The following is a 19,176-nucleotide window of genomic DNA, read 5'->3' on the forward strand; positions in this document are numbered from 1 at the left end:
CTGGAAAAGGTATTAGGCATGCAGAAAGAAAAACTTTCCGCTTTAATGGATGGTGAGACGCTGGATAGTGAGCTGCTCAACGAGCTGTCTCATTCTCCCGAAATGCAAGAGACCTGGGAGAGTTACCATCTCATCCGTGACACGCTGCGCGGTGATACCGGAGAGGTTCTCCATTTCGATATCTCAGCCCGCGTGATGGCGGCCATCGAGAATGAGCCTGTTCATCAGACCACTCCGCTGATTCCTGAAGCTCAACCCGCACCGCACCAGTGGCAGAAAATGCCGTTCTGGCATAAGGTGCGTCCGTGGGCCAGCCAGCTCACCCAAATGGGGGTGGCTGCATGCGTATCGCTTGCAGTTATTGTTGGCGTCCAGCACTATAATACTCAGTCTGAAACTAATCAGCAGCCAGAAGCGCCAGTGTTTAACACACTGCCGATGATGGGCAAAGCCAGCCCGGTAAGTCTGGGCGTACCGGCTGATGCCTCCGCCAGCGGCGGTCAGCAACAGCAGGTTCAGGAGCAGCGCCGTCGCATTAATGCGATGTTGCAGGATTACGAGTTGCAGCGTCGTCTGCACTCTGAACAGCTTCAGTTTGAGCAGGCCCAAACCCAGCAAGCTGCTGTACAGGTGCCCGGAAACCAAACTTTAGGAACGCAATCGCAGTAATGAAGCAACTTTGGTTCGCCATGTCTCTGATGGCGGCTAGCCTGTTCTTCTCTGCTAACGCCTCGGCTGATGTTTCATCCGGGGCGTTGTTGCAGCAAATGAATCTGGCCAGCCAGTCACTCAATTACGAGTTGGCATTTATCAGCATCAATAAGCAGGGCGTCGAGTCGTTACGCTATCGCCATGCCCGTCTTGATAACCAGCCACTCGCCCAGCTTTTACAGATGGATGGCCCGCGTCGGGAAGTTGTCCAGCGTGGCAACGAAATCAGCTATTTCGAGCCCGGTCTGGAGCCTTTCACGCTGAATGGCGACTATATCGTTGATTCTTTGCCGTCGCTTATCTATACCGACTTCAAGCGGCTTGCCCCTTACTATGATTTTATTTCGGTAGGGCGTACCCGTATTGCAGACAGGCTGTGTGAAGTGATCCGCGTGGTTGCGCGCGATGGCACGCGCTACAGCTATATCGTCTGGATTGATGCGGAAACCAAGCTGCCGATGCGCGTGGATCTGCTTGACCGCGACGGCGAGACGCTTGAACAGTTCCGCGTTATCTCCTTCAGCGTGAACAATCAGGTTGGCAACAGTATGCAGAATCTGGCGAAGGCCAGCCTGCCGCCGCTGCTTTCTGTTCCAGCAGGGGACTCCGCTAATTTCAACTGGGTGCCTTCCTGGATACCGCAAGGCTTTAGCGAAGTGTCCAGCAGCCGTCGTCAGCTGCCCACCATTGATACGCCGGTTGAATCACGCCTCTATTCCGATGGCTTGTTCAGCTTCTCGGTGAATATCAACCGCGCAACGGCAAATAGCGCTGAACAAATGCTTCGTACCGGACGTCGTACGGTCAGCACCACGGTACGCGATAACGCAGAGATCACGATTGTGGGGGAATTACCTCCGCAGACGGCGAAGCGCATTTCAGACAGCATTAAATTCAGGGCCGCACAATGATTAAAGAGTGGGCGACCGTTGTCTCCTGGCAGAACGGCATTGCGCTGGTCAGCTGTGATGTTAAAGCCTCATGCAATAGCTGCGCATCCCGAGCCGGTTGTGGCAGTCGCGTGCTGAATAAGTTAGGGCCACAGACATCGCATACGATCTCCGTGCCGAGCGAACAGCCGCTGGTGGCGGGTCAGAAGGTCGAGCTGGGCATTACGGAAGGCAGTCTGCTGAGTTCCGCGATGCTGGTCTACCTCTCCCCGCTGGTGGGGCTGTTTGCCATGGGCGGCCTTTTCCAGATGCTGTTTGGTACCGACGTGGCCGCCATGTGCGGTGCTGCTTTGGGTGGCGTAGGGGGATTTTGGCTTGCCAAAGGCATCTCACCGAAGCTCGCCGCGCGCGAAGAGTGGCAGCCCGTTATTCTGAGCGTTGCGCTCGCGCCTGACCAACTTCGCGTCGAGACGCTCTCTTCTGAGGCCCGGTGATCCACCGGGCTTTATCATTATTTACATCTCAAAAAAGAAAACGCCATTTCTTCGCGCTATGCTTGGCTCTAAGTGCATTTCCAGGTTGCGGGTATGTAGTGTAGAATGCTGCGTTTTCGCACTGAAAAACGTCAGGCTAAGAACAGCGGCCTCCAGGAATTCGTAAGGCATAATTATTTAACTATATGAAGAACATACGTAACTTTTCGATCATTGCTCACATTGACCACGGTAAGTCGACGCTGTCTGACCGTATTATCCAGATTTGCGGTGGCCTGTCTGATCGTGAAATGGCAGCCCAGGTACTGGACTCCATGGACCTGGAACGCGAACGCGGTATCACCATCAAAGCGCAGAGCGTGACGCTCGACTATAAAGCTTCTGATGGCGAAACCTATCAACTGAACTTTATCGACACCCCAGGCCACGTTGACTTCTCCTATGAAGTTTCACGCTCGCTGGCGGCCTGTGAAGGCGCGCTGCTGGTTGTCGATGCCGGGCAGGGCGTTGAAGCCCAGACCCTGGCGAACTGCTACACCGCGATGGAGATGGATCTCGAGGTTGTGCCGGTTCTGAACAAAATCGATCTGCCAGCTGCCGATCCTGAGCGCGTGGCGGAAGAGATTGAAGACATTGTCGGCATTGACGCGACCGACGCCGTGCGCTGCTCCGCGAAAACCGGTGTGGGTGTTCCAGATGTGCTGGAACGTCTGGTGCGTGACATTCCACCACCGGAAGGTGACCCGGATGCCCCGCTTCAGGCGCTGATCATCGACTCATGGTTCGATAACTACCTGGGCGTGGTCTCTCTGGTGCGTATTAAAAACGGCACCATGCGTAAAGGCGACAAAATCAAGGTTATGAGTACCGGACAGGTCTACAACGCAGACCGTCTGGGTATCTTCACGCCAAAACAGGTTGACCGTACCGAGCTGAAATGCGGCGAGGTAGGCTGGCTGGTCTGTGCGATTAAAGACATCCTCGGCGCGCCAGTGGGCGATACCCTTACCGGTGCGCGTAACCCGGCAGACAAAGCGCTGCCAGGCTTCAAAAAGGTGAAACCGCAGGTTTACGCGGGTCTGTTCCCGGTCAGCTCTGACGACTACGAAAACTTCCGCGATGCGCTTGGCAAGCTGAGCCTGAACGACGCCTCCCTGTTCTACGAGCCAGAAAGTTCAACGGCGCTGGGCTTCGGCTTCCGCTGCGGCTTCCTCGGCCTGCTGCACATGGAGATCATTCAGGAGCGTCTGGAGCGTGAATACGATCTGGATCTGATCACCACCGCACCGACCGTAGTCTACGAAGTGGAAACCACTTCGAAAGAAGTGATCTACGTCGACAGCCCGTCCAAGCTGCCGCCGCTGAACAACATTCACGAGCTGCGCGAGCCTATCGCAGAGTGTCATATGCTGCTGCCGCAGGAGTTCCTGGGCAACGTCATCACGCTCTGTATTGAGAAGCGTGGCGTGCAGACCAACATGGTTTACCACGGTAACCAGGTGGCGCTGACCTATGAAATCCCGATGGCGGAAGTGGTACTCGACTTCTTCGACCGTCTGAAGTCTACCTCCCGTGGCTATGCGTCACTGGATTACAACTTCAAGCGTTTCCAGGCCTCCAACATGGTCCGTGTGGACGTGCTGATCAACGGCGAGCGTGTGGATGCGCTGGCGCTGATCACCCACAACGACAATGCGCCGTACCGTGGTCGCGAGCTGGTTGAGAAGATGAAAGATCTGATCCCGCGTCAGCAGTTCGACATTGCGATTCAGGCAGCGATTGGCAACCACATCATCGCGCGTTCTACGGTGAAACAGCTGCGTAAAAACGTTCTGGCGAAGTGCTACGGCGGTGACGTCAGCCGTAAGAAAAAGCTGCTGCAGAAGCAGAAAGAAGGTAAGAAGCGTATGAAGCAGGTCGGTAACGTTGAGCTGCCGCAGGAAGCATTCCTTGCCATTCTTCATGTCGGTAAAGACGGCAAATAACCTTTAAGGAGTTGGCATGGCGAACATGTTTGCCTTGATCCTGGTCATCGCTACGCTGGTGACAGGCCTGCTGTGGTGTCTGGATAAGTTTATCTTCGCCCCAAAACGCCGTGAACGTCAGGCTGCCGCGCAGGCAGCTACTGGCGACCAGCTGGACGCGAAAACCCTGAAGAAAGTTGGCCCGAAACCGGGCTGGCTGGAGACGGGCGCGTCGGTATTCCCGGTGCTGGCGATTGTGCTGGTGGTACGTTCGTTTATTTACGAGCCGTTCCAGATCCCATCAGGTTCCATGATGCCAACGCTGCTGATTGGGGATTTTATTCTGGTGGAGAAGTTTGCCTACGGCATTAAAGATCCTATCTACCAGAAAACGCTGATCGAAACCGGTCATCCGAAACGTGGCGACATCGTGGTATTTAAATATCCGGAAGATCCGCGTCTGGACTACATCAAGCGTGCGGTAGGCCTGCCGGGTGATAAAGTGACCTACGATCCGGTTGCGAAGGAAGTCACCGTTCAGCCCGGATGCAGCTCCGGTACCGCGTGTGAAAACGCGCTGCCAATCACCTACTCAAACGTTGAGCCAAGCGATTTTGTGCAGACCTTCGCCCGTCGTAACGGCGGTGAGGCGACCAGCGGGTTCTTCCAGTTGCCGAAAGGTGAAACCAAAGAGAACGGTATCCGCCTGGTCGAGCGTAAAGAGACGCTGGGCGACGTGACGCACCGCATCCTGACCGTGCCAATCGCGCAGGATCAAGTGGGGATGTATTACAAACAGCCGGGTCAGCAGCTGGCCAGCTGGATCGTACCGCCGGGACACTACTTCATGATGGGTGATAACCGCGATAACTCCGCGGACAGCCGTTACTGGGGCTTTGTGCCGGAAGCGAATCTGGTGGGTAAAGCAACCGCGATCTGGATGAGTTTTGAGAAGCAGGAAGGCGAATGGCCGACCGGCGTACGCCTGAATCGTATTGGCGGAATCCACTAATTCTCAGGAAAAGAACACGTAGCCGCGTTATTTCGCGGCTACGTGAATTATTTCCTCGATAAATCTCTTTGAACTAACGACATCCCCTGTCGTTGTGTATAGAATATTCCCCCGAAGTTTAAGGTTGGCCCTGCAAGGGTGCCACGGCACACGAAACCGCGTTGGTTTTCTCAGGTCGGTTTCGTGTGCTGCATTTTTGACGCATTCATTTATTGGTATCGCATGAACCCCATCGTAATTAATCGGCTTCAACGGAAGCTGGGCTACACTTTTCATCATCAGGAGTTGTTGCAACAGGCATTAACCCACCGCAGTGCCAGCAGCAAACATAATGAGCGTCTCGAGTTTCTGGGTGACTCTATTTTAAGTTTCGTGATTGCGAATGCGCTTTATCATCGTTTCCCGCGCGTGGACGAAGGTGATATGAGCCGCATGCGCGCCACGCTGGTTCGGGGTAATACCCTTGCGGAAATCGCGCGCGAATTTGAACTGGGCGAATGTCTGCGTCTTGGGCCGGGTGAACTGAAAAGCGGCGGCTTCCGTCGTGAATCTATTCTTGCCGATACGGTCGAAGCATTAATTGGTGGCGTGTTCTTGGACAGCGATATCCAGACCGTAGAAAAGCTGATCCTTAACTGGTATCAGACCCGTCTGGACGAAATCAGCCCGGGCGATAAACAAAAAGATCCGAAAACGCGCCTGCAGGAATATTTGCAGGGTCGTCATCTGCCGCTGCCATCCTATCTGGTGGTGCAGGTTCGTGGCGAAGCGCACGATCAGGAATTTACCATCCATTGCCAGGTCAGTGGCCTGAGTGAACCGGTGGTGGGCACAGGTTCAAGCCGCCGTAAGGCTGAACAGGCTGCCGCCGAACAGGCGTTGAAAATGCTGGAGCTGGAATGAGCATCGACAAAACCTATTGCGGATTTATTGCCATCGTCGGACGTCCGAACGTCGGCAAATCCACGCTATTGAATAATCTGCTTGGGCAGAAGATTTCCATCACCTCGCGTAAGGCGCAGACCACGCGTCACCGCATCGTCGGCATCCATACTGAAGGCGCGTATCAGGCGATCTACGTCGATACCCCGGGCCTGCACATGGAAGAGAAGCGTGCCATTAACCGTCTGATGAACAAGGCGGCGAGCAGCTCCATCGGCGACGTAGAGCTGGTGATTTTCGTTGTGGAAGGCACCCGCTGGACGCCGGACGACGAGATGGTGCTGAACAAGCTGCGTGACGGTAAAACCCCGGTCATCCTCGCGGTCAACAAAGTTGACAACGTGCAGGAAAAAGCTGACCTGCTGCCGCACCTGCAGTGGCTGGGTAGCCAGATGAACTTCCTGGATATCGTTCCGCTGTCTGCTGAGACCGGCCTGAACGTCGATACCATCGCGGGGATCGTGCGCAAGCATCTGCCGGAAGCGATTCACCACTTCCCGGAAGACTACATCACCGATCGCTCTCAGCGCTTTATGGCGTCTGAAATCATCCGTGAAAAGCTGATGCGTTTCCTGGGCGCTGAACTGCCGTACTCCGTGACGGTGGAAATTGAGCGTTTCCAGAGCAACGAGCGCGGTGGCTACGACATCAACGGCCTGATCCTCGTTGAGCGTGAAGGGCAGAAGAAGATGGTGATCGGCAACAAAGGCGCCAAGATCAAAACCATCGGTATCGAAGCCCGTAAGGACATGCAGGAGATGTTCGAAGCGCCGGTTCACCTGGAGCTTTGGGTGAAGGTGAAGTCTGGCTGGGCCGATGATGAGCGTGCTCTGCGCAGCCTCGGTTACGGCGAAGACCAGTAATTCAAGACGACGATAATGGAAGGTTGGCAGCGCGCCTTCGTTCTCCATAGTCGTCCCTGGAGCGAAACCAGCCTGATGCTGGACGTCTTCACGGAAGAGTCCGGTCGCGTGCGCCTTGTTGCGAAAGGCGCACGTTCCAAACGTTCTAATCTCAAAGGTGCCTTACAGCCTTTTACCCCGCTGCTGGTTCGCTTTGGCGGGCGAGGGGAAGTCAAAACCCTGCGCAGCGCTGAAGCCGTCTCTCTGGCGCTTCCTCTTTCTGGTATTACCCTCTACAGCGGTCTGTACGTCAACGAGCTCATCTCACGGGTTCTTGAACATGAGACTCGCTTCTCTGAACTTTTCTTCGATTATCTGCACTGTATCCAGGCCCTGGCGGGTGCAACCGGCACGCCCGAACCCGCCCTGCGTCGTTTCGAACTGGCGCTGCTGGGGCACCTGGGGTACGGCGTGGATTTTCTGCACTGCGCGGGCAGCGGGGACGAGGTTGAAGACGCGATGACCTACCGCTACCGGGAAGAAAAAGGGTTTATCGCCAGCGTCGTGATAGACAACAGCACCTTTACCGGTCGCCAGCTTCGGGCGCTGTATGAGCGCGAGTTTCCCGATCGGGACACCCTGCGTGCGGCAAAACGCTTTACCCGGATTGCCCTCAAGCCGTATCTTGGCGGCAAGCCCTTAAAGAGCCGCGAATTATTCAGGCAATTTATGCCGAAACGTTAACGTTTTACCCCTCACCCCAGCCCTCTCCCGGAGGGAGAGGGAGAAGGTAAATGAACCAAAATACCGAGGATTGTCATGGCTGAATTACTGTTAGGCGTCAACATCGATCACATCGCCACGCTGCGTAATGCACGCGGCACGGCGTATCCCGATCCGGTTCAGGCAGCGTTTATCGCCGAGCAGGCTGGTGCCGACGGCATTACCGTTCACCTGCGTGAAGATCGCCGCCACATTACCGACCGCGACGTGCGCATTCTTCGTCAGACGCTGGACACCCGCATGAACCTGGAGATGGCGGTCACCGAAGAGATGCTGACCATTGCCTGCGAAACCAAACCGCACTTCTGCTGCCTGGTGCCGGAAAAGCGCCAGGAAGTGACCACCGAAGGCGGGCTGGACGTGGCGGGGCAGCAGGACAAAATGCGCGATGCCTGCAAGCGCCTGGCGGATGCCGGTATCCTGGTTTCTCTGTTTATCGACGCCGATTTCGCGCAGATTAAAGCGGCAGCAGACGTGGGCGCGCCCTATATTGAAATTCACACCGGCTGCTATGCCGATGCCAAAAACGATGCCGAGCAGGCCAAAGAGCTGGAGCGTATCGCCAAAGCGGCCACCTACGCCGCGAGCCTGGGACTGAAGGTTAACGCCGGTCACGGCCTGACCTACCACAACGTGAAGGCCATTGCCGCCCTGCCGGAAATGCACGAGCTGAACATCGGCCACGCCATTATTGGCCGCGCGGTGATGAGCGGCCTGAAAGAGGCGGTTTCAGAGATGAAGCGCCTGATGCTGGAAGCGCGTCAGTAATGGCCATTCTGGGCTTAGGCACCGATATCGTCGAAATAGCCCGCATTGAAGCGGTGATCGCCCGGAGCGGCGATCGCCTCGCAAGACGCGTGCTGAGCGATAACGAATGGGCCATCTGGGAAGCGCACCAGCAGCCGGTGCGTTTTCTGGCAAAGCGCTTTGCGGTAAAAGAGGCGGCAGCCAAAGCCTTTGGGACCGGCATTCGTAACGGCCTGGCATTTAACCAGTTCGAAGTGTTTAACGATGAGCTGGGCAAACCGCGCCTGCGTTTGTGGGGTGAAGCGCAAAAGCTGGCGGAGAAGCTGGGGGTGAATCATATGCACGTGACGATTGCAGATGAACGCCACTATGCCAGCGCGACGGTGATTATCGAAAGCTAAATTTTGTCCGCGTGGTGCATCAGGACAAATTTATCCCACAGCTGCTCCTCACTCTCGACGTGTGCCGGATCCTTCAGGATAGTATTAGGGATTGGGCACACCTTCTGGCAGGTCGGCGTCTCATAGTGGCCGATGCACTCGGTGCAGCGGTCGCTGTTAATCTCGTAAATGCTGTCGCCCATCGAAATCGCCTGGTTAGGGCATTCGGGTTCGCACATATCGCAATTGATGCATTTTTTGGTAATTAACAGCGCCATCAGGAAATTCTCAGAAACAACACAAACTGGGCGGGCATTATACGCGTCAAACCAGTTTCTTTACCAGTTCTTCGCTGTGACGAATGCGCTCGGGCGCGCGCTCCAGATCCTGCTGTACCAGCGCCATAAACAGCAGATCCGTCAGCATCATTTGTGCGCTGGTGGACGAAATTGCCGCGCTGCGCGTGGCCTGCTCTTCGGCAATGGTATACAAACAGCGCGTTGCCCGCTGCTGCAGCGCATTTGGCGTAAAGCCGGTGATCGCCAGAATTTTGCCGCCGACGCGCAGGGCTTCGTCGGTCGCCATGTTGATCTCGCGGCGCTCGCCGGAGTAGGAGATCGCCAGCAGCAGATCGTCAGGATCCATCGCCTGCACGGTCGCCAGCAGGGCGTGCATATCCTGCTCGACGATGGCGTTAAAACCGATTTTAGTCAGCTTCCAGCCAAAATTACGCGCCACCAGACCGGACGCGCCAATACCGGTCAAAATAATACGCCGCGCCGCCCGCAGCATCGCCACGCTTTCCAGTAATTTCTCTTCGGTATTCACGTCCAGCGTGGCGTGCATTGCCGCCACGTTCTCCTTGATCAGCTTTTCCCCAACCAGACGCATCGGGTCATCGCCGCGGATCTGGTTATGCACAGGCATGGACTGCGGGTTCGGGTTACTCACCAGCGCTTCGCTGATTGCCAGCTTAAGAGCGGGAAAACCCTTAAACCCGATCTTCTGGGCAAATTTCACCACGCTTGACTGGCTCACTCCTGCTTCGCTTGCCAGCTGCTGTGAGCTGAGGTGGCGGGCGCGATCGGGCTGAGAAAGCAGAAAATCCGCCAGCTTTTTGTCGCTTTGAGCAAAGCCGGCGTAGCGCTGGCGAATGCGAATTAAACAGTTCATAAGTACTCCCGGCGGAAATGTGATTGTCTGCGCAAAAACGAATTCTGCTCGCCTGAATGAATTTTATATTCCATTATAGTGTGATTATTATGAATTAAAAATTCTTGAGGTACAAAAGATGAATCTTGGCTCACTTGTTTCTGAAACGCGTAACCCGCAAACCATGGATCTGGATGCGCTCTCCACCCTGGAGCTGGTTAACCGCTTTAATCAACAGGATACGCTGGTCGCGCAGGCAGTGAAAGAGACATTGCCAGAGGTGGCGAAAGCGGTCGATGCGGCGGCGGAGGCTCTTAAGGCCGGTGGTCGCATTATCTATATGGGGGCCGGCACCAGCGGGCGTCTCGGGGTGCTGGATGCCTCGGAATGTCCGCCCACCTTTGGCGTTCCGCACGGCCTGGTGGTTGGCCTGATTGCTGGTGGTCCCGGCGCGCTGCTGAAGGCCGTTGAAGGGGCAGAAGACAACAAACAGCTGGGTGAGGATGACCTGAAGGATCTGAACCTGACGGCAAACGATCTGGTGGTTGGCCTTGCGGCATCCGGGCGCACGCCGTACGTCATTGGCGGCCTGGAATACGCCAACCGGACCGGCTGCACGACGGTCGCCATCTCCTGCAACCCCGGCTCGCCGATTGCGCAGGTCGCCACTATCGCCATCTCTCCCGTCGTTGGGCCGGAAGCGCTCACCGGCTCCACGCGCCTGAAATCCGGGACCGCGCAAAAGCTGGTGCTCAATATGATCTCCACCGGCGCGATGGTGAAGTTCGGCAAGGTCTACCAGAACCTGATGGTCGATATGCAGGCCACCAACGTCAAGCTGGTGGACAGAGCCTGCCGCATGGTGATGGAGGCGACAGGCGCTGGCCGTGAAGAGGCAGAAGCGGTGCTCAAGCAGACCGACTATGACGTTAAACCGGCCATCCTGATGATCTTAAGCGGGCTGGACGCGGCGGCTGCGCGAGCCAGACTTGATGCGCACAACGGCTTCTTACGGGCGGCATTAGAAAACTAGCAGAGGCGTTTATGGACAAAACAGCAGCGCTCGCCAGCGATATCCTGCAGGGGATCGGCGGGGAGAAAAATATTCAGCGTCTGGAAAACTGCATGACGCGCGTGCGCGTCGAGGTGCATAACGACGATCGGCTTGACGTGCCGGGTCTGAAGAAGCTATCCGGCGTCAGCGGCTACGTGAAACAGGGGCAGCAGCACCAGCTGATCGTCGGGCCGGGCAAGGCGGCGCAGGTTGTCGACGCCATGCGCGCGCTGATGGTCGGCGGGGCGAGCGTGACGGTCGACGACGCTGAACGCACCAAAGCGCAGGCGAAAGCCAAATACAAAGCTCCCATGAGCGACGCGCTGCGACAGCTGGCAAACGTCTTTATCCCGCTGATCCCGGCGTTCATAGCCTCCGGCTTGATCACCGGGATCATCAATATCCTCAAGCGGCCGGATATCGTCGGGGATTTTGCCACGCAGTATCCGAACCTGCTGGGCATTCTCGCAATCTTCGGCAGCGCGGTGTTTGCCATCATGAACATCCTGGTCGGGGTCAATACCGCGAAGGTGTTTGGCGGCTCGCTGGCCATGGGCGGCGTAATGGCAGGGATCTTGTCCAGCCCGCAGCTGGCGCAAATCACGCTGTTTGGCGAGGCGCTCCAGCCGGGTCGCGGCGGGGTGATTGCCGTGCTGCTGGTGGTTATCCTGATGTGCTGGATCGAGAAAAAGCTACGTGCGGTTCTGCCAGGCTCGATAGAGCTTATCCTCAACCCGCTGCTGACCACGTTAATTACCGGTAGCGTCGCGATTGTGGTCCTTCAGCCGCTGGGCGGGTGGATCTCTGACGCCATCGCTCACGGCGCGTCTCTGGCAATCGACCGCGGCGGCCTGCTGGTGGGGGCGGTGCTGTCAGGTACATTCCTGCCGCTGGTGCTGACCGGCCTTCATCAGGGGCTGGTGCCGATTCACGTTGAGCTGGTGCAGGCGCACGGTTATAACGCGCTGCTGCCTATTCTCTCAATGGCGGGCGTCGGGCAGGTGGGGGCAGCGATTGCCGTTCTGATGAAAACCCGCAACGCGCGCCTGAAAAAGGTGATTAAAGGGGCGCTGCCGGTCGGGCTGCTCGGCATCGGCGAGCCGCTGATCTTCGGCGTCACGCTGCCGCTGGGTAAACCGTTTCTTGCGGCCTGTTTGGGGGGCGCGGTAGGCGGGGCGCTTATTAGCTACTGGAAAGTCGCCACCGTTATCACTTTCGGTCTCTCCGGTTTACCGCTGGCGTTAACCATCGTGACCGGAAAAGTCATGCTCTATCTGTTAGGCTATTTAGTAGCGGTGATCGCCGGGTTCCTGTTTACCTGGCTGTTAGGATTCAACGACCCAGAGGAGTAAGGTTTGGCCAATCACGAGCGTCGCGTTGTCTTTTTCGATCTGGATGGAACGCTGCATCAGCAGGATATGTTCGGTACGTTTATGCGCTACCTGCTGCGGCGCCAGCCTCTGAACGCGCTGCTCGTCTTACCGCTCTTACCCGTGATTGGCATCGCGCTGCTGGTAAAAGGCCGGGCGGCGCGCTGGCCGATGAGCCTGCTGCTCTGGGGATGCACGTTCGGCCACAGCGAAGCGCGGCTCAAACAGCTCGAACAGGAGTTTGCTCTCTGGTTCCGCGGCCACGTTGCCGCGTTTCCCGTGGTGCAGGCGCGCCTGACCAGCTATCTCGACGCCAACGATGCCGACATCTGGCTGATTACCGGCTCCCCGGAGACGCTGGTGGAGCAGGTCTATTTTGATACGCCCTGGCTGCCGCGCGTGAATCTTATCGCCACGCAAATTTCCCGCGGCTACGGCGGCTGGGTTCTGACGATGCGCTGCCTGGGGCATGAAAAAGTGGTCCAGCTGGAAAAACGTATCGGCACGCCGCTGCGCCTGTACAGCGGCTACAGCGACAGCAAGCAGGACAACCCGCTGCTCTATTTTTGCCAGCACCGCTGGCGCGTTACTCCCCTCGGTGAACTTCAGCAACTCGAATAGTCTTATCTATAAGGGGTGTGTATAATGCCGCCCGCTTTTCGACTGGAGTATCAACCTTTGTCCACCTCAGCACACAATCATGAATACTGGATGCGCCACGCGCTGGCGCTGGCTCAACGTGCCTGGGACGAGGGCGAGGTGCCCGTGGGCGCGGTACTGGTTCATAACAACCAGGTGATTGGGGAAGGGTGGAACCGTCCTATTGGCCGCCACGATCCTACCGCGCACGCCGAAATTATGGCGCTTCGTCAGGGCGGACTGGTGCTGCAAAACTATCGCCTGCTCGATACCACCCTGTACGTGACGCTGGAGCCGTGCGTGATGTGCTCCGGTGCGATGGTGCACAGCCGAATCGGTACCCTGGTGTTTGGCGCGCGGGATGAAAAAACCGGGGCCGCCGGTTCACTGATGGACGTACTGGGTCATCCTGGGATGAATCATCAGGTGCAGACTATCGGTGGGGTACTTGCACCAGAGTGTTCGGGGCTATTAAGCGATTTCTTTCGAATGCGCCGTCAGCAGAAAAAGCAACAAAAGGCAGAATTGAAGTTGTCGGATGATTAAGCTCGTCCGGCGCAACAACCGGATAACTTTCCGCCAGCTGTTTTGCCTCTGTTGCCTCTTTCTCTTTCTCCAGCAGATAGCCGACCAGGCTAATCTGATATTTACGGATATTTTCCACGTAGGCGTAGGCTTCATGTCCGCGCGCGTAGCCGTACGTCAGCTTGTTGTACCATGGCTTCTGGCTCAGCAGCGGCAGGCGCTGTTTTACGTCTGACCAGCTGTCCGGGTTCCCCTTCGTTTTCGCCGTCAGAGCCCGCGCGTCAAGCATATGCGCGTAGCCCATGTTGTAGGCCGCCAGCGCAAACCAGATCCGCTCTTCTTCCGGCACCGTTTCCGGCACTTTAGCCATCATATCCTGCAGATAGCGCGCCCCGCCGCTGATGCTCTGTTCCGCATCGGTACGGTCGTTCACGCCCAGGCTCAGCGCGGTATTTTTGGTTAACATCATCAGTCCGCGTACGCCCGTAGGGGAGGTGGCCTGGGTGTCCCAGTGGGATTCCTGATATGAGATCGCCGCCAGCAGTTTCCAGTCAATCTCCTGGGCGTATTTTTCAAATAGCGGCTGCAGGTCAGGCAGGACGCTGTCTACCGCGCGCAGGAAGCTGCGGGTGTCAACGTAGTCAAAGTCATCCCCGTGGCCGAGGTACTTCTCCTCAAGGCGCGCCAGCGTGCCGTCTTCATTGATGGTGTTATAGAAATCCAGCATGGCCGCCGAGAGGGTCTGGTCGTCATCCAGATGGGTAAACCAGGTCACCGGCTGTTCGTCCGTCACGTCCAGCGCCACGGCGATTTCAGGATGCACCCGCTGGAACAGGCTAATCGCCACCGAATCGGCGATGGTGTAGGGCAGTTTCCGATCTTTGACCTGCTCCAGCAGCTCCGTCGTGCCGAGTTTAGGGTCAACCGTCCAGCTCAGATCCGGGTATTTTTTCTCTTTCAGCTCACGCAGGTCGTCAATCACCACATGGCCGGGAGCAATCGTCAGCTGTTGCGCGTTGATTGAGGCAAGCGTACGCGGGCGCAGGCTTCCGACGCGATAGACCAGCTGCTGGGAAACGGAATAGTAGGTCGGGCCCGGCTGGTAGTTCTTGCTGCGCTCGCTGTTGTACACCAGCCCGGCAGCGAGGATATCGGCGTTGTTGTTGTCCAGGTCGTCAAACAGCTGGTTAATGTTCTGGCGAACGGTAATTTTAAGCTTCACGCCCAGATAATCGGCGAACTGCTGCGCCAGCTCATAATCCAGACCAATAATTTTGCCGTTGATGTCGCTGTAAATCAGCGGAGAGTTAAGGGTACTGACGCGCAGTTCCCCCCGCTCCTGAATGGCGGCGATACGGTTTTCGGCTTTGCCGAACCAGGGGATGGAAGGCCAGAGGGCCACTGCCAGCAGCAACGTTACAATGCCGATGAGCAGATAATTAATCTTTAATTTTTTCAATTAGTTAATTCTCTGCGACGCCGGTTGCCTCAGTCTGCTGTAGCCATGTTAATAATAAGGTTTGCCATTGAATGAGCGGCATTTTGCGTAAACTTGCGCCACTTGGCAACCAATTAGAGAGACAGGTCACATCTATTGTTAAACGCTGAAGTCGATTTTATTTCGACGCAAACGGTTTCGTCGGCGCTCAGGATTCTCTATAATGACGCCCGTTTTCCCCCCTTGCGCACACTGTAAGCGCCCCGGCGCTTCGAAGACGAGAGACTTATGATGGAAATTCTGCGTGGTTCGCCTGCACTGTCTGCCTTCCGTATTACCAAACTGCTGGCACGTTTTCAGGCGGCCGACCTTCCGGTAAGCAATATTTACGCTGAGTATGTCCATTTTGCTGACCTGAATGCCCCCCTGAATGCAGAGGAGCGCGTACAGCTGGAACGCCTGCTCAAGTATGGCCCAAATCTGAGCAGCCATACGCCAACCGGCAAACTGATCCTTGCGACGCCGCGTCCGGGCACCATCTCCCCCTGGTCTTCCAAAGCCACCGATATTGCTCACAACTGCGGCCTGAGCCAGATTAACCGTCTGGAGCGCGGCGTAGCGTACTACGTCGAAGCCTCTACCCTGAGCGACGCGCAGTGGCAGGCGGTTGCGGCTGAATTGCACGACCGCATGATGGAGAGCGTGTTTGCCTCTCTTGACGACGCACAGAAGCTTTTCTCCCACCATCAGCCTGCGCCGGTACAGAGCGTGGACCTGCTGGGGCAGGGCCGTCAGGCGCTGATTGACGCCAACCTGCGTCTCGGCCTGGCGCTGGCAGAAGACGAAATTGACTATCTGCAGGACGCGTTCGTTAAGCTCAACCGCAACCCGAACGACATCGAACTCTACATGTTCGCGCAGGCCAACTCTGAGCACTGCCGCCATAAGATTTTCAACGCCGACTGGATTATCGACGGCGAACAGCAGCCGAAGTCGCTGTTCAAAATGATTAAAAACACCATGGAACAAACCCCTGACCACGTGCTGTCTGCCTATAAAGACAACGCCGCGGTGATGGAAGGTTCTGAGGTGGGCCGCTTCTTCGCCGATCGCGAAGCAGGGCGCTATGACTTCCATCAGGAGCCTGCGCATATCCTGATGAAAGTGGAAACCCACAACCACCCGACGGCCATTTCTCCGTGGCCGGGTGCGGCGACCGGCTCCGGCGGTGAAATCCGTGACGAAGGTGCGACCGGTCGTGGGGCGAAACCAAAAGCGGGTCTGGTCGGTTTCTCCGTCTCTAACCTGCGCATTCCTGGCTTTGAACAGCCGTGGGAAGAAGATTTCGGCAAGCCGGAGCGCATTGTAACCGCCCTGGATATCATGACCGAAGGCCCGCTGGGCGGCGCGGCGTTCAACAACGAATTTGGTCGTCCGGCGCTGAACGGTTACTTCCGTACCTACGAAGAGAAGGTGGACAGCCACAACGGTGAAGAGCTGCGCGGCTACCACAAACCGATCATGCTGGCAGGCGGGATCGGCAACATCCGTGCCGATCACGTGCAGAAAGGCGAGATCGTCGTCGGCGCGAAGCTGATCGTGCTGGGCGGTCCGGCCATGAACATCGGCCTGGGCGGCGGTGCGGCCTCCTCTATGGCCTCCGGCCAGTCTGACGCGGATCTCGATTTTGCCTCCGTGCAGCGCGACAACCCTGAAATGGAGCGTCGCTGCCAGGAAGTCATCGACCGCTGCTGGCAGCTGGGCGATGCCAACCCGATCCTGTTCATCCACGACGTGGGCGCGGGCGGTCTGTCCAACGCCATGCCGGAACTGGTGAGCGACGGCGGCCGCGGTGGACGCTTCAACCTGCGCGACATCCTCAGCGATGAGCCGGGCATGAGCCCGCTGGAAATCTGGTGTAACGAATCCCAGGAGCGCTACGTGCTGGCTGTGGCTGCCGACCAGCTGCCGCTGTTTGACGAGCTGTGCCGCCGCGAGCGCGCGCCGTATGCCGTTATCGGTGAAGCAACCGAAGAGCAGCATCTGAGCCTGAGTGACACCCATTTTGACAACCAGCCGATCGATCTGCCGCTGGACGTGCTGCTCGGTAAAACGCCGAAGATGACCCGCGACGTGCAGACCCGTAAAGCGGCGGGCAAAGCGCTGGAGCGCCAGGGCATTACCGTGGCGGAAGCGGTCAACCGCGTGCTGCACCTGCCTGCTGTGGCAGAGAAAACCTTCCTGGTGACCATTGGCGACCGTACCGTGACCGGTATGGTATCCCGCGACCAGATGGTCGGCCCGTGGCAGATCCCGGTGGCGAACTGCGCCGTGACCACCGCGAGCCTCGACAGCTACTACGGCGAAGCGATGGCCCTGGGCGAACGCACCCCGGTGGCGCTGCTGGACTTCGCCGCCTCTGCCCGTCTGGCTGTGGGTGAAGCGCTGACCAATATCGCGGCGACGCAGATTGGCGACATCAAACGTATCAAGCTTTCTGCAAACTGGATGGCCGCTGCCGGTCACCCAGGCGAAGACGCGGGCCTGTATGAAGCCGTGAAAGCGGTGGGTGAGGAGCTGTGTCCAGCCCTCGGCCTGACCATTCCGGTGGGTAAAGACTCCATGTCGATGAAAACCCGCTGGCAGGAAGGTAACGAGCAGCGCGAGATGACCTCTCCGCTGTCGCTGGTGATCACCGCGTTTGCCCGCGTGGAAGACGTGCGCCACACCGTTACGCCGCAGCTGGTGACCGAAGACAACGCCCTGCTGCTGATTGACCTGGGTAAAGGTCACAACGCGCTGGGTGCCACCGCGCTGGCGCAGGTTTACCGTCAGCTCGGCGACAAGCCAGCCGACGTGCGAGACGTGGCGCAGCTGAAAGGCTTTTACGATGCGATTCAGACTCTGGTGGCGCAGCGCAAGCTGCTGGCCTACCACGACCGCTCCGACGGCGGCCTGCTGGTGACCCTGGCAGAGATGGCCTTCACCGGCCACTGCGGCGTGGAAGCGAACATTGCTTCTCTGGGCGAAGACCGCCTGGCGGCGCTGTTTAACGAAGAGCTGGGCGCGGTGATTCAGGTTCGCGCGGCAGACCGCGAGGCGGTGGAAGCGATTCTGGCGAAGCACGGTCTGGCAGACTGCGTGCACTATCTGGGTAAAGCCGTTCAGGGCGACCGCTTCGTCATTGAAGCAGACGGTCACGCCGTGTTCAGCGAAAGCCGCACCACGCTGCGCATGTGGTGGGCAGAAACCACCTGGCAGATGCAGCGCCTGCGTGATAACCCGGACTGCGCCGATCAGGAGCACAATGCGAAGGCTAACGACAACGATCCAGGCCTGAACGTGAAGCTCTCCTTCGACATCAACGAAGACATTGCCGCGCCGTACATTGCCATCGGCGCACGTCCGAAAGTGGCGGTGCTGCGCGAGCAGGGCGTTAACTCCCACGTTGAGATGGCGGCTGCCTTCCACCGTGCGGGCTTTGACGCCATCGACGTCCACATGAGCGACCTGCTGGCCGGGCGTACCGGTCTGGAAGATTTCCATGCGCTGGTAGCGTGCGGCGGTTTCTCCTACGGCGACGTGCTGGGCGCGGGTGAAGGCTGGGCGAAGTCCATTCTGTTCAACAGCCGCGTGCGCGACGAGTTCGAGACCTTCTTCCACCGTCCGCAAACCCTGGCGCTGGGCGTGTGCAACGGCTGCCAGATGATGTCTAACCTGCGCGAGCTGATCCCTGGCAGCGAAGCCTGGCCGCGCTTTGTGCGTAACCAGTCCGACCGCTTTGAAGCCCGCTTCAGCCTGGTAGAAGTGACTCAGAGCCCGTCTCTGCTGCTGCAGGGGATGGTTGGCTCGCAGATGCCAATCGCCGTTTCCCACGGTGAAGGTCAGGTGGAAGTGCGCGATGCGGCGCATCTGGCGGAGCTTGAGAGCAAAGGCCTGGTAGCGCTGCGCTTTGTCGATAACTTCGGCAAGGTCACGGAAACCTATCCGGCGAACCCGAACGGCTCCGTCAACGGTATTACGGCGGTGACCAGCGAAAGCGGTCGTGCGACCATCATGATGCCGCACCCGGAACGCGTGTTCCGTACCGTGAGCAACTCCTGGCACCCGGAAAACTGGGGCGAGGACAGCCCGTGGATGCGTATCTTCCGCAACGCGCGTAAACAGCTGGGTTAAGTTTTAGCGCAGTACCTGTAGGCCCGGTAAGCGCGAGCGCCACCGGGCTTTTTTGTA

18 protein-coding genes are annotated in these 19,176 nt (G+C 57.6%); 15 read left to right on the plus strand and 3 right to left on the minus strand.

What is annotated here, in order from left to right:
• Positions 1–18: 18 nt before the first annotated feature.
• From rseA to acpS, 10 genes are all read left to right on the plus strand, one after another.
• Entirely contained in the window at positions 19–669 is a 651-nt protein-coding gene (gene rseA, locus UTO39_RS13680; protein ID WP_061097363.1) for an anti-sigma-E factor RseA, read from the plus strand.
• Positions 669–1,622: a sigma-E factor regulatory protein RseB gene (gene rseB, locus UTO39_RS13685; RefSeq protein ID WP_061097364.1), complete on the plus strand. Its 954-nt coding sequence runs from the start codon at positions 669–671 to the stop codon at positions 1,620–1,622. Before rseA ends, rseB begins: the two co-directional genes overlap by 1 nt.
• Entirely contained in the window at positions 1,619–2,095 is a 477-nt protein-coding gene (gene rseC, locus UTO39_RS13690; RefSeq protein WP_151414122.1) for a SoxR-reducing system protein RseC, read from the plus strand. The genes rseB and rseC overlap by 4 nt, the downstream gene beginning before the upstream one ends.
• 185 nt (positions 2,096–2,280) lie before the next feature.
• Positions 2,281–4,080, plus strand: coding sequence for a translation elongation factor 4 (gene lepA / locus UTO39_RS13695; protein WP_061097366.1), 1,800 nt, complete (start codon positions 2,281–2,283; stop codon positions 4,078–4,080).
• A gap of 16 nt (positions 4,081–4,096) precedes the next feature.
• A complete protein-coding gene (gene lepB, locus UTO39_RS13700) occupies positions 4,097–5,071 on the plus strand; it encodes a signal peptidase I (protein ID WP_061097367.1) in 975 nt (324 codons plus the stop codon).
• 222 nt (positions 5,072–5,293) lie between these two features.
• Entirely contained in the window at positions 5,294–5,974 is a 681-nt protein-coding gene (gene rnc / locus UTO39_RS13705; RefSeq protein ID WP_003860711.1) for a ribonuclease III, read from the plus strand.
• A complete protein-coding gene (gene era, locus UTO39_RS13710; protein WP_025757643.1) occupies positions 5,971–6,876 on the plus strand; it encodes a GTPase Era in 906 nt (301 codons plus the stop codon). Before rnc ends, era begins: the two co-directional genes overlap by 4 nt.
• Before the next feature lie 15 nt (positions 6,877–6,891).
• Positions 6,892–7,599, plus strand: a complete 708-nt coding sequence (gene recO, locus UTO39_RS13715; protein WP_061097368.1) for a DNA repair protein RecO — start codon at positions 6,892–6,894, stop codon at positions 7,597–7,599.
• Between the two features lie 75 nt (positions 7,600–7,674).
• Positions 7,675–8,406, plus strand: coding sequence for a pyridoxine 5'-phosphate synthase (gene pdxJ / locus UTO39_RS13720; RefSeq protein WP_041908673.1), 732 nt, complete (start codon positions 7,675–7,677; stop codon positions 8,404–8,406).
• Positions 8,406–8,786: a holo-ACP synthase gene (gene acpS / locus UTO39_RS13725; RefSeq protein WP_028014094.1), complete on the plus strand. Its 381-nt coding sequence runs from the start codon at positions 8,406–8,408 to the stop codon at positions 8,784–8,786. Before pdxJ ends, acpS begins: the two co-directional genes overlap by 1 nt.
• Here acpS and UTO39_RS13730 read toward each other — a convergent pair.
• Together UTO39_RS13730 and UTO39_RS13735 are read right to left on the minus strand one after the other, a co-directional pair.
• Positions 8,783–9,043 carry a YfhL family 4Fe-4S dicluster ferredoxin gene (locus tag UTO39_RS13730; protein ID WP_320727387.1) on the minus strand — a complete coding sequence of 87 codons (261 nt, stop codon included), beginning with the start codon at positions 9,041–9,043 and terminating at the stop codon, positions 8,783–8,785. The genes acpS and UTO39_RS13730 overlap by 4 nt on opposite strands.
• Before the next feature lie 46 nt (positions 9,044–9,089).
• Positions 9,090–9,938 (minus strand): MurR/RpiR family transcriptional regulator, encoded by an 849-nt coding sequence (locus tag UTO39_RS13735; protein WP_028014092.1) that lies wholly within the window; start codon positions 9,936–9,938, stop codon positions 9,090–9,092.
• Positions 9,939–10,056: 118 nt separating this feature from the next.
• On the opposite strand from UTO39_RS13735, the gene murQ reads away from it, so the two are divergent.
• Genes murQ through tadA form a run of 4 tightly spaced genes read left to right on the plus strand, consistent with a single transcriptional unit; the run spans position 10,057 to position 13,526 of the window.
• Positions 10,057–10,950: an N-acetylmuramic acid 6-phosphate etherase gene (gene murQ / locus UTO39_RS13740; protein WP_320727388.1), complete on the plus strand. Its 894-nt coding sequence runs from the start codon at positions 10,057–10,059 to the stop codon at positions 10,948–10,950.
• Between the two features lie 11 nt (positions 10,951–10,961).
• The gene (locus UTO39_RS13745; RefSeq protein WP_061097372.1) at positions 10,962–12,323 is read left to right on the plus strand and encodes a PTS transporter subunit EIIC; all 1,362 of its coding nucleotides are present in this window, start codon (positions 10,962–10,964) and stop codon (positions 12,321–12,323) included.
• A gap of 3 nt (positions 12,324–12,326) precedes the next feature.
• Positions 12,327–12,962, plus strand: coding sequence for a phosphatidylglycerophosphatase C (gene yfhb, locus UTO39_RS13750; RefSeq protein ID WP_320727389.1), 636 nt, complete (start codon positions 12,327–12,329; stop codon positions 12,960–12,962).
• A 24-nt stretch (positions 12,963–12,986) separates the two neighbouring features.
• Positions 12,987–13,526 (plus strand): tRNA adenosine(34) deaminase TadA, encoded by a 540-nt coding sequence (gene tadA, locus UTO39_RS13755; RefSeq protein WP_320727390.1) that lies wholly within the window; start codon positions 12,987–12,989, stop codon positions 13,524–13,526.
• Here the strand turns inward: tadA and mltF are convergent.
• On the minus strand, positions 13,414–14,964 hold the full coding sequence (mltF, locus tag UTO39_RS13760) for a membrane-bound lytic murein transglycosylase MltF (protein WP_320727391.1): 1,551 nt from the start codon (positions 14,962–14,964) through the stop codon (positions 13,414–13,416). The two genes, tadA and mltF, sit on opposite strands and share 113 nt — an antisense overlap.
• A 267-nt stretch (positions 14,965–15,231) precedes the next feature.
• Here mltF and purL point away from each other — a divergent pair, with 267 nt between their 5' ends.
• A complete protein-coding gene (gene purL / locus UTO39_RS13765; RefSeq protein WP_320727392.1) occupies positions 15,232–19,119 on the plus strand; it encodes a phosphoribosylformylglycinamidine synthase in 3,888 nt (1,295 codons plus the stop codon).
• The last annotated feature ends 57 nt before the right edge of the window (positions 19,120–19,176 follow it).

Source organism: Enterobacter sp. 118C5 (assembly GCF_034107645.1).
Taxonomy (GTDB): domain Bacteria; phylum Pseudomonadota; class Gammaproteobacteria; order Enterobacterales; family Enterobacteriaceae; genus Enterobacter; species Enterobacter nematophilus.

Bases quoted from the DNA above. Each gene is read 5' to 3' on its own strand.
- UTO39_RS13745 (WP_061097372.1), top strand. From the start codon at position 10,962: ATGGACAAAACAGCAGCGCTCGCCAGCGATATCCTGCAGGGGATCGGC.
- lepB (WP_061097367.1), top strand. From the start codon at position 4,097: ATGGCGAACATGTTTGCCTTGATCCTGGTCATCGCTACGCTGGTGACA.
- lepA (WP_061097366.1), top strand. From the start codon at position 2,281: ATGAAGAACATACGTAACTTTTCGATCATTGCTCACATTGACCACGGT.
- pdxJ (WP_041908673.1), top strand. From the start codon at position 7,675: ATGGCTGAATTACTGTTAGGCGTCAACATCGATCACATCGCCACGCTG.
- rseC (WP_151414122.1), top strand. From the start codon at position 1,619: ATGATTAAAGAGTGGGCGACCGTTGTCTCCTGGCAGAACGGCATTGCG.
- acpS (WP_028014094.1), top strand. From the start codon at position 8,406: ATGGCCATTCTGGGCTTAGGCACCGATATCGTCGAAATAGCCCGCATT.
- rseB (WP_061097364.1), top strand. From the start codon at position 669: ATGAAGCAACTTTGGTTCGCCATGTCTCTGATGGCGGCTAGCCTGTTC.
- murQ (WP_320727388.1), top strand. From the start codon at position 10,057: ATGAATCTTGGCTCACTTGTTTCTGAAACGCGTAACCCGCAAACCATG.
- rseA (WP_061097363.1), top strand. From the start codon at position 19: ATGCAGAAAGAAAAACTTTCCGCTTTAATGGATGGTGAGACGCTGGAT.
- tadA (WP_320727390.1), top strand. From the start codon at position 12,987: ATGCCGCCCGCTTTTCGACTGGAGTATCAACCTTTGTCCACCTCAGCA.
- recO (WP_061097368.1), top strand. From the start codon at position 6,892: ATGGAAGGTTGGCAGCGCGCCTTCGTTCTCCATAGTCGTCCCTGGAGC.
- purL (WP_320727392.1), top strand. From the start codon at position 15,232: ATGATGGAAATTCTGCGTGGTTCGCCTGCACTGTCTGCCTTCCGTATT.
- era (WP_025757643.1), top strand. From the start codon at position 5,971: ATGAGCATCGACAAAACCTATTGCGGATTTATTGCCATCGTCGGACGT.
- rnc (WP_003860711.1), top strand. From the start codon at position 5,294: ATGAACCCCATCGTAATTAATCGGCTTCAACGGAAGCTGGGCTACACT.
- UTO39_RS13730 (WP_320727387.1), bottom strand. From the start codon at position 9,043: ATGGCGCTGTTAATTACCAAAAAATGCATCAATTGCGATATGTGCGAA.
- UTO39_RS13735 (WP_028014092.1), bottom strand. From the start codon at position 9,938: ATGAACTGTTTAATTCGCATTCGCCAGCGCTACGCCGGCTTTGCTCAA.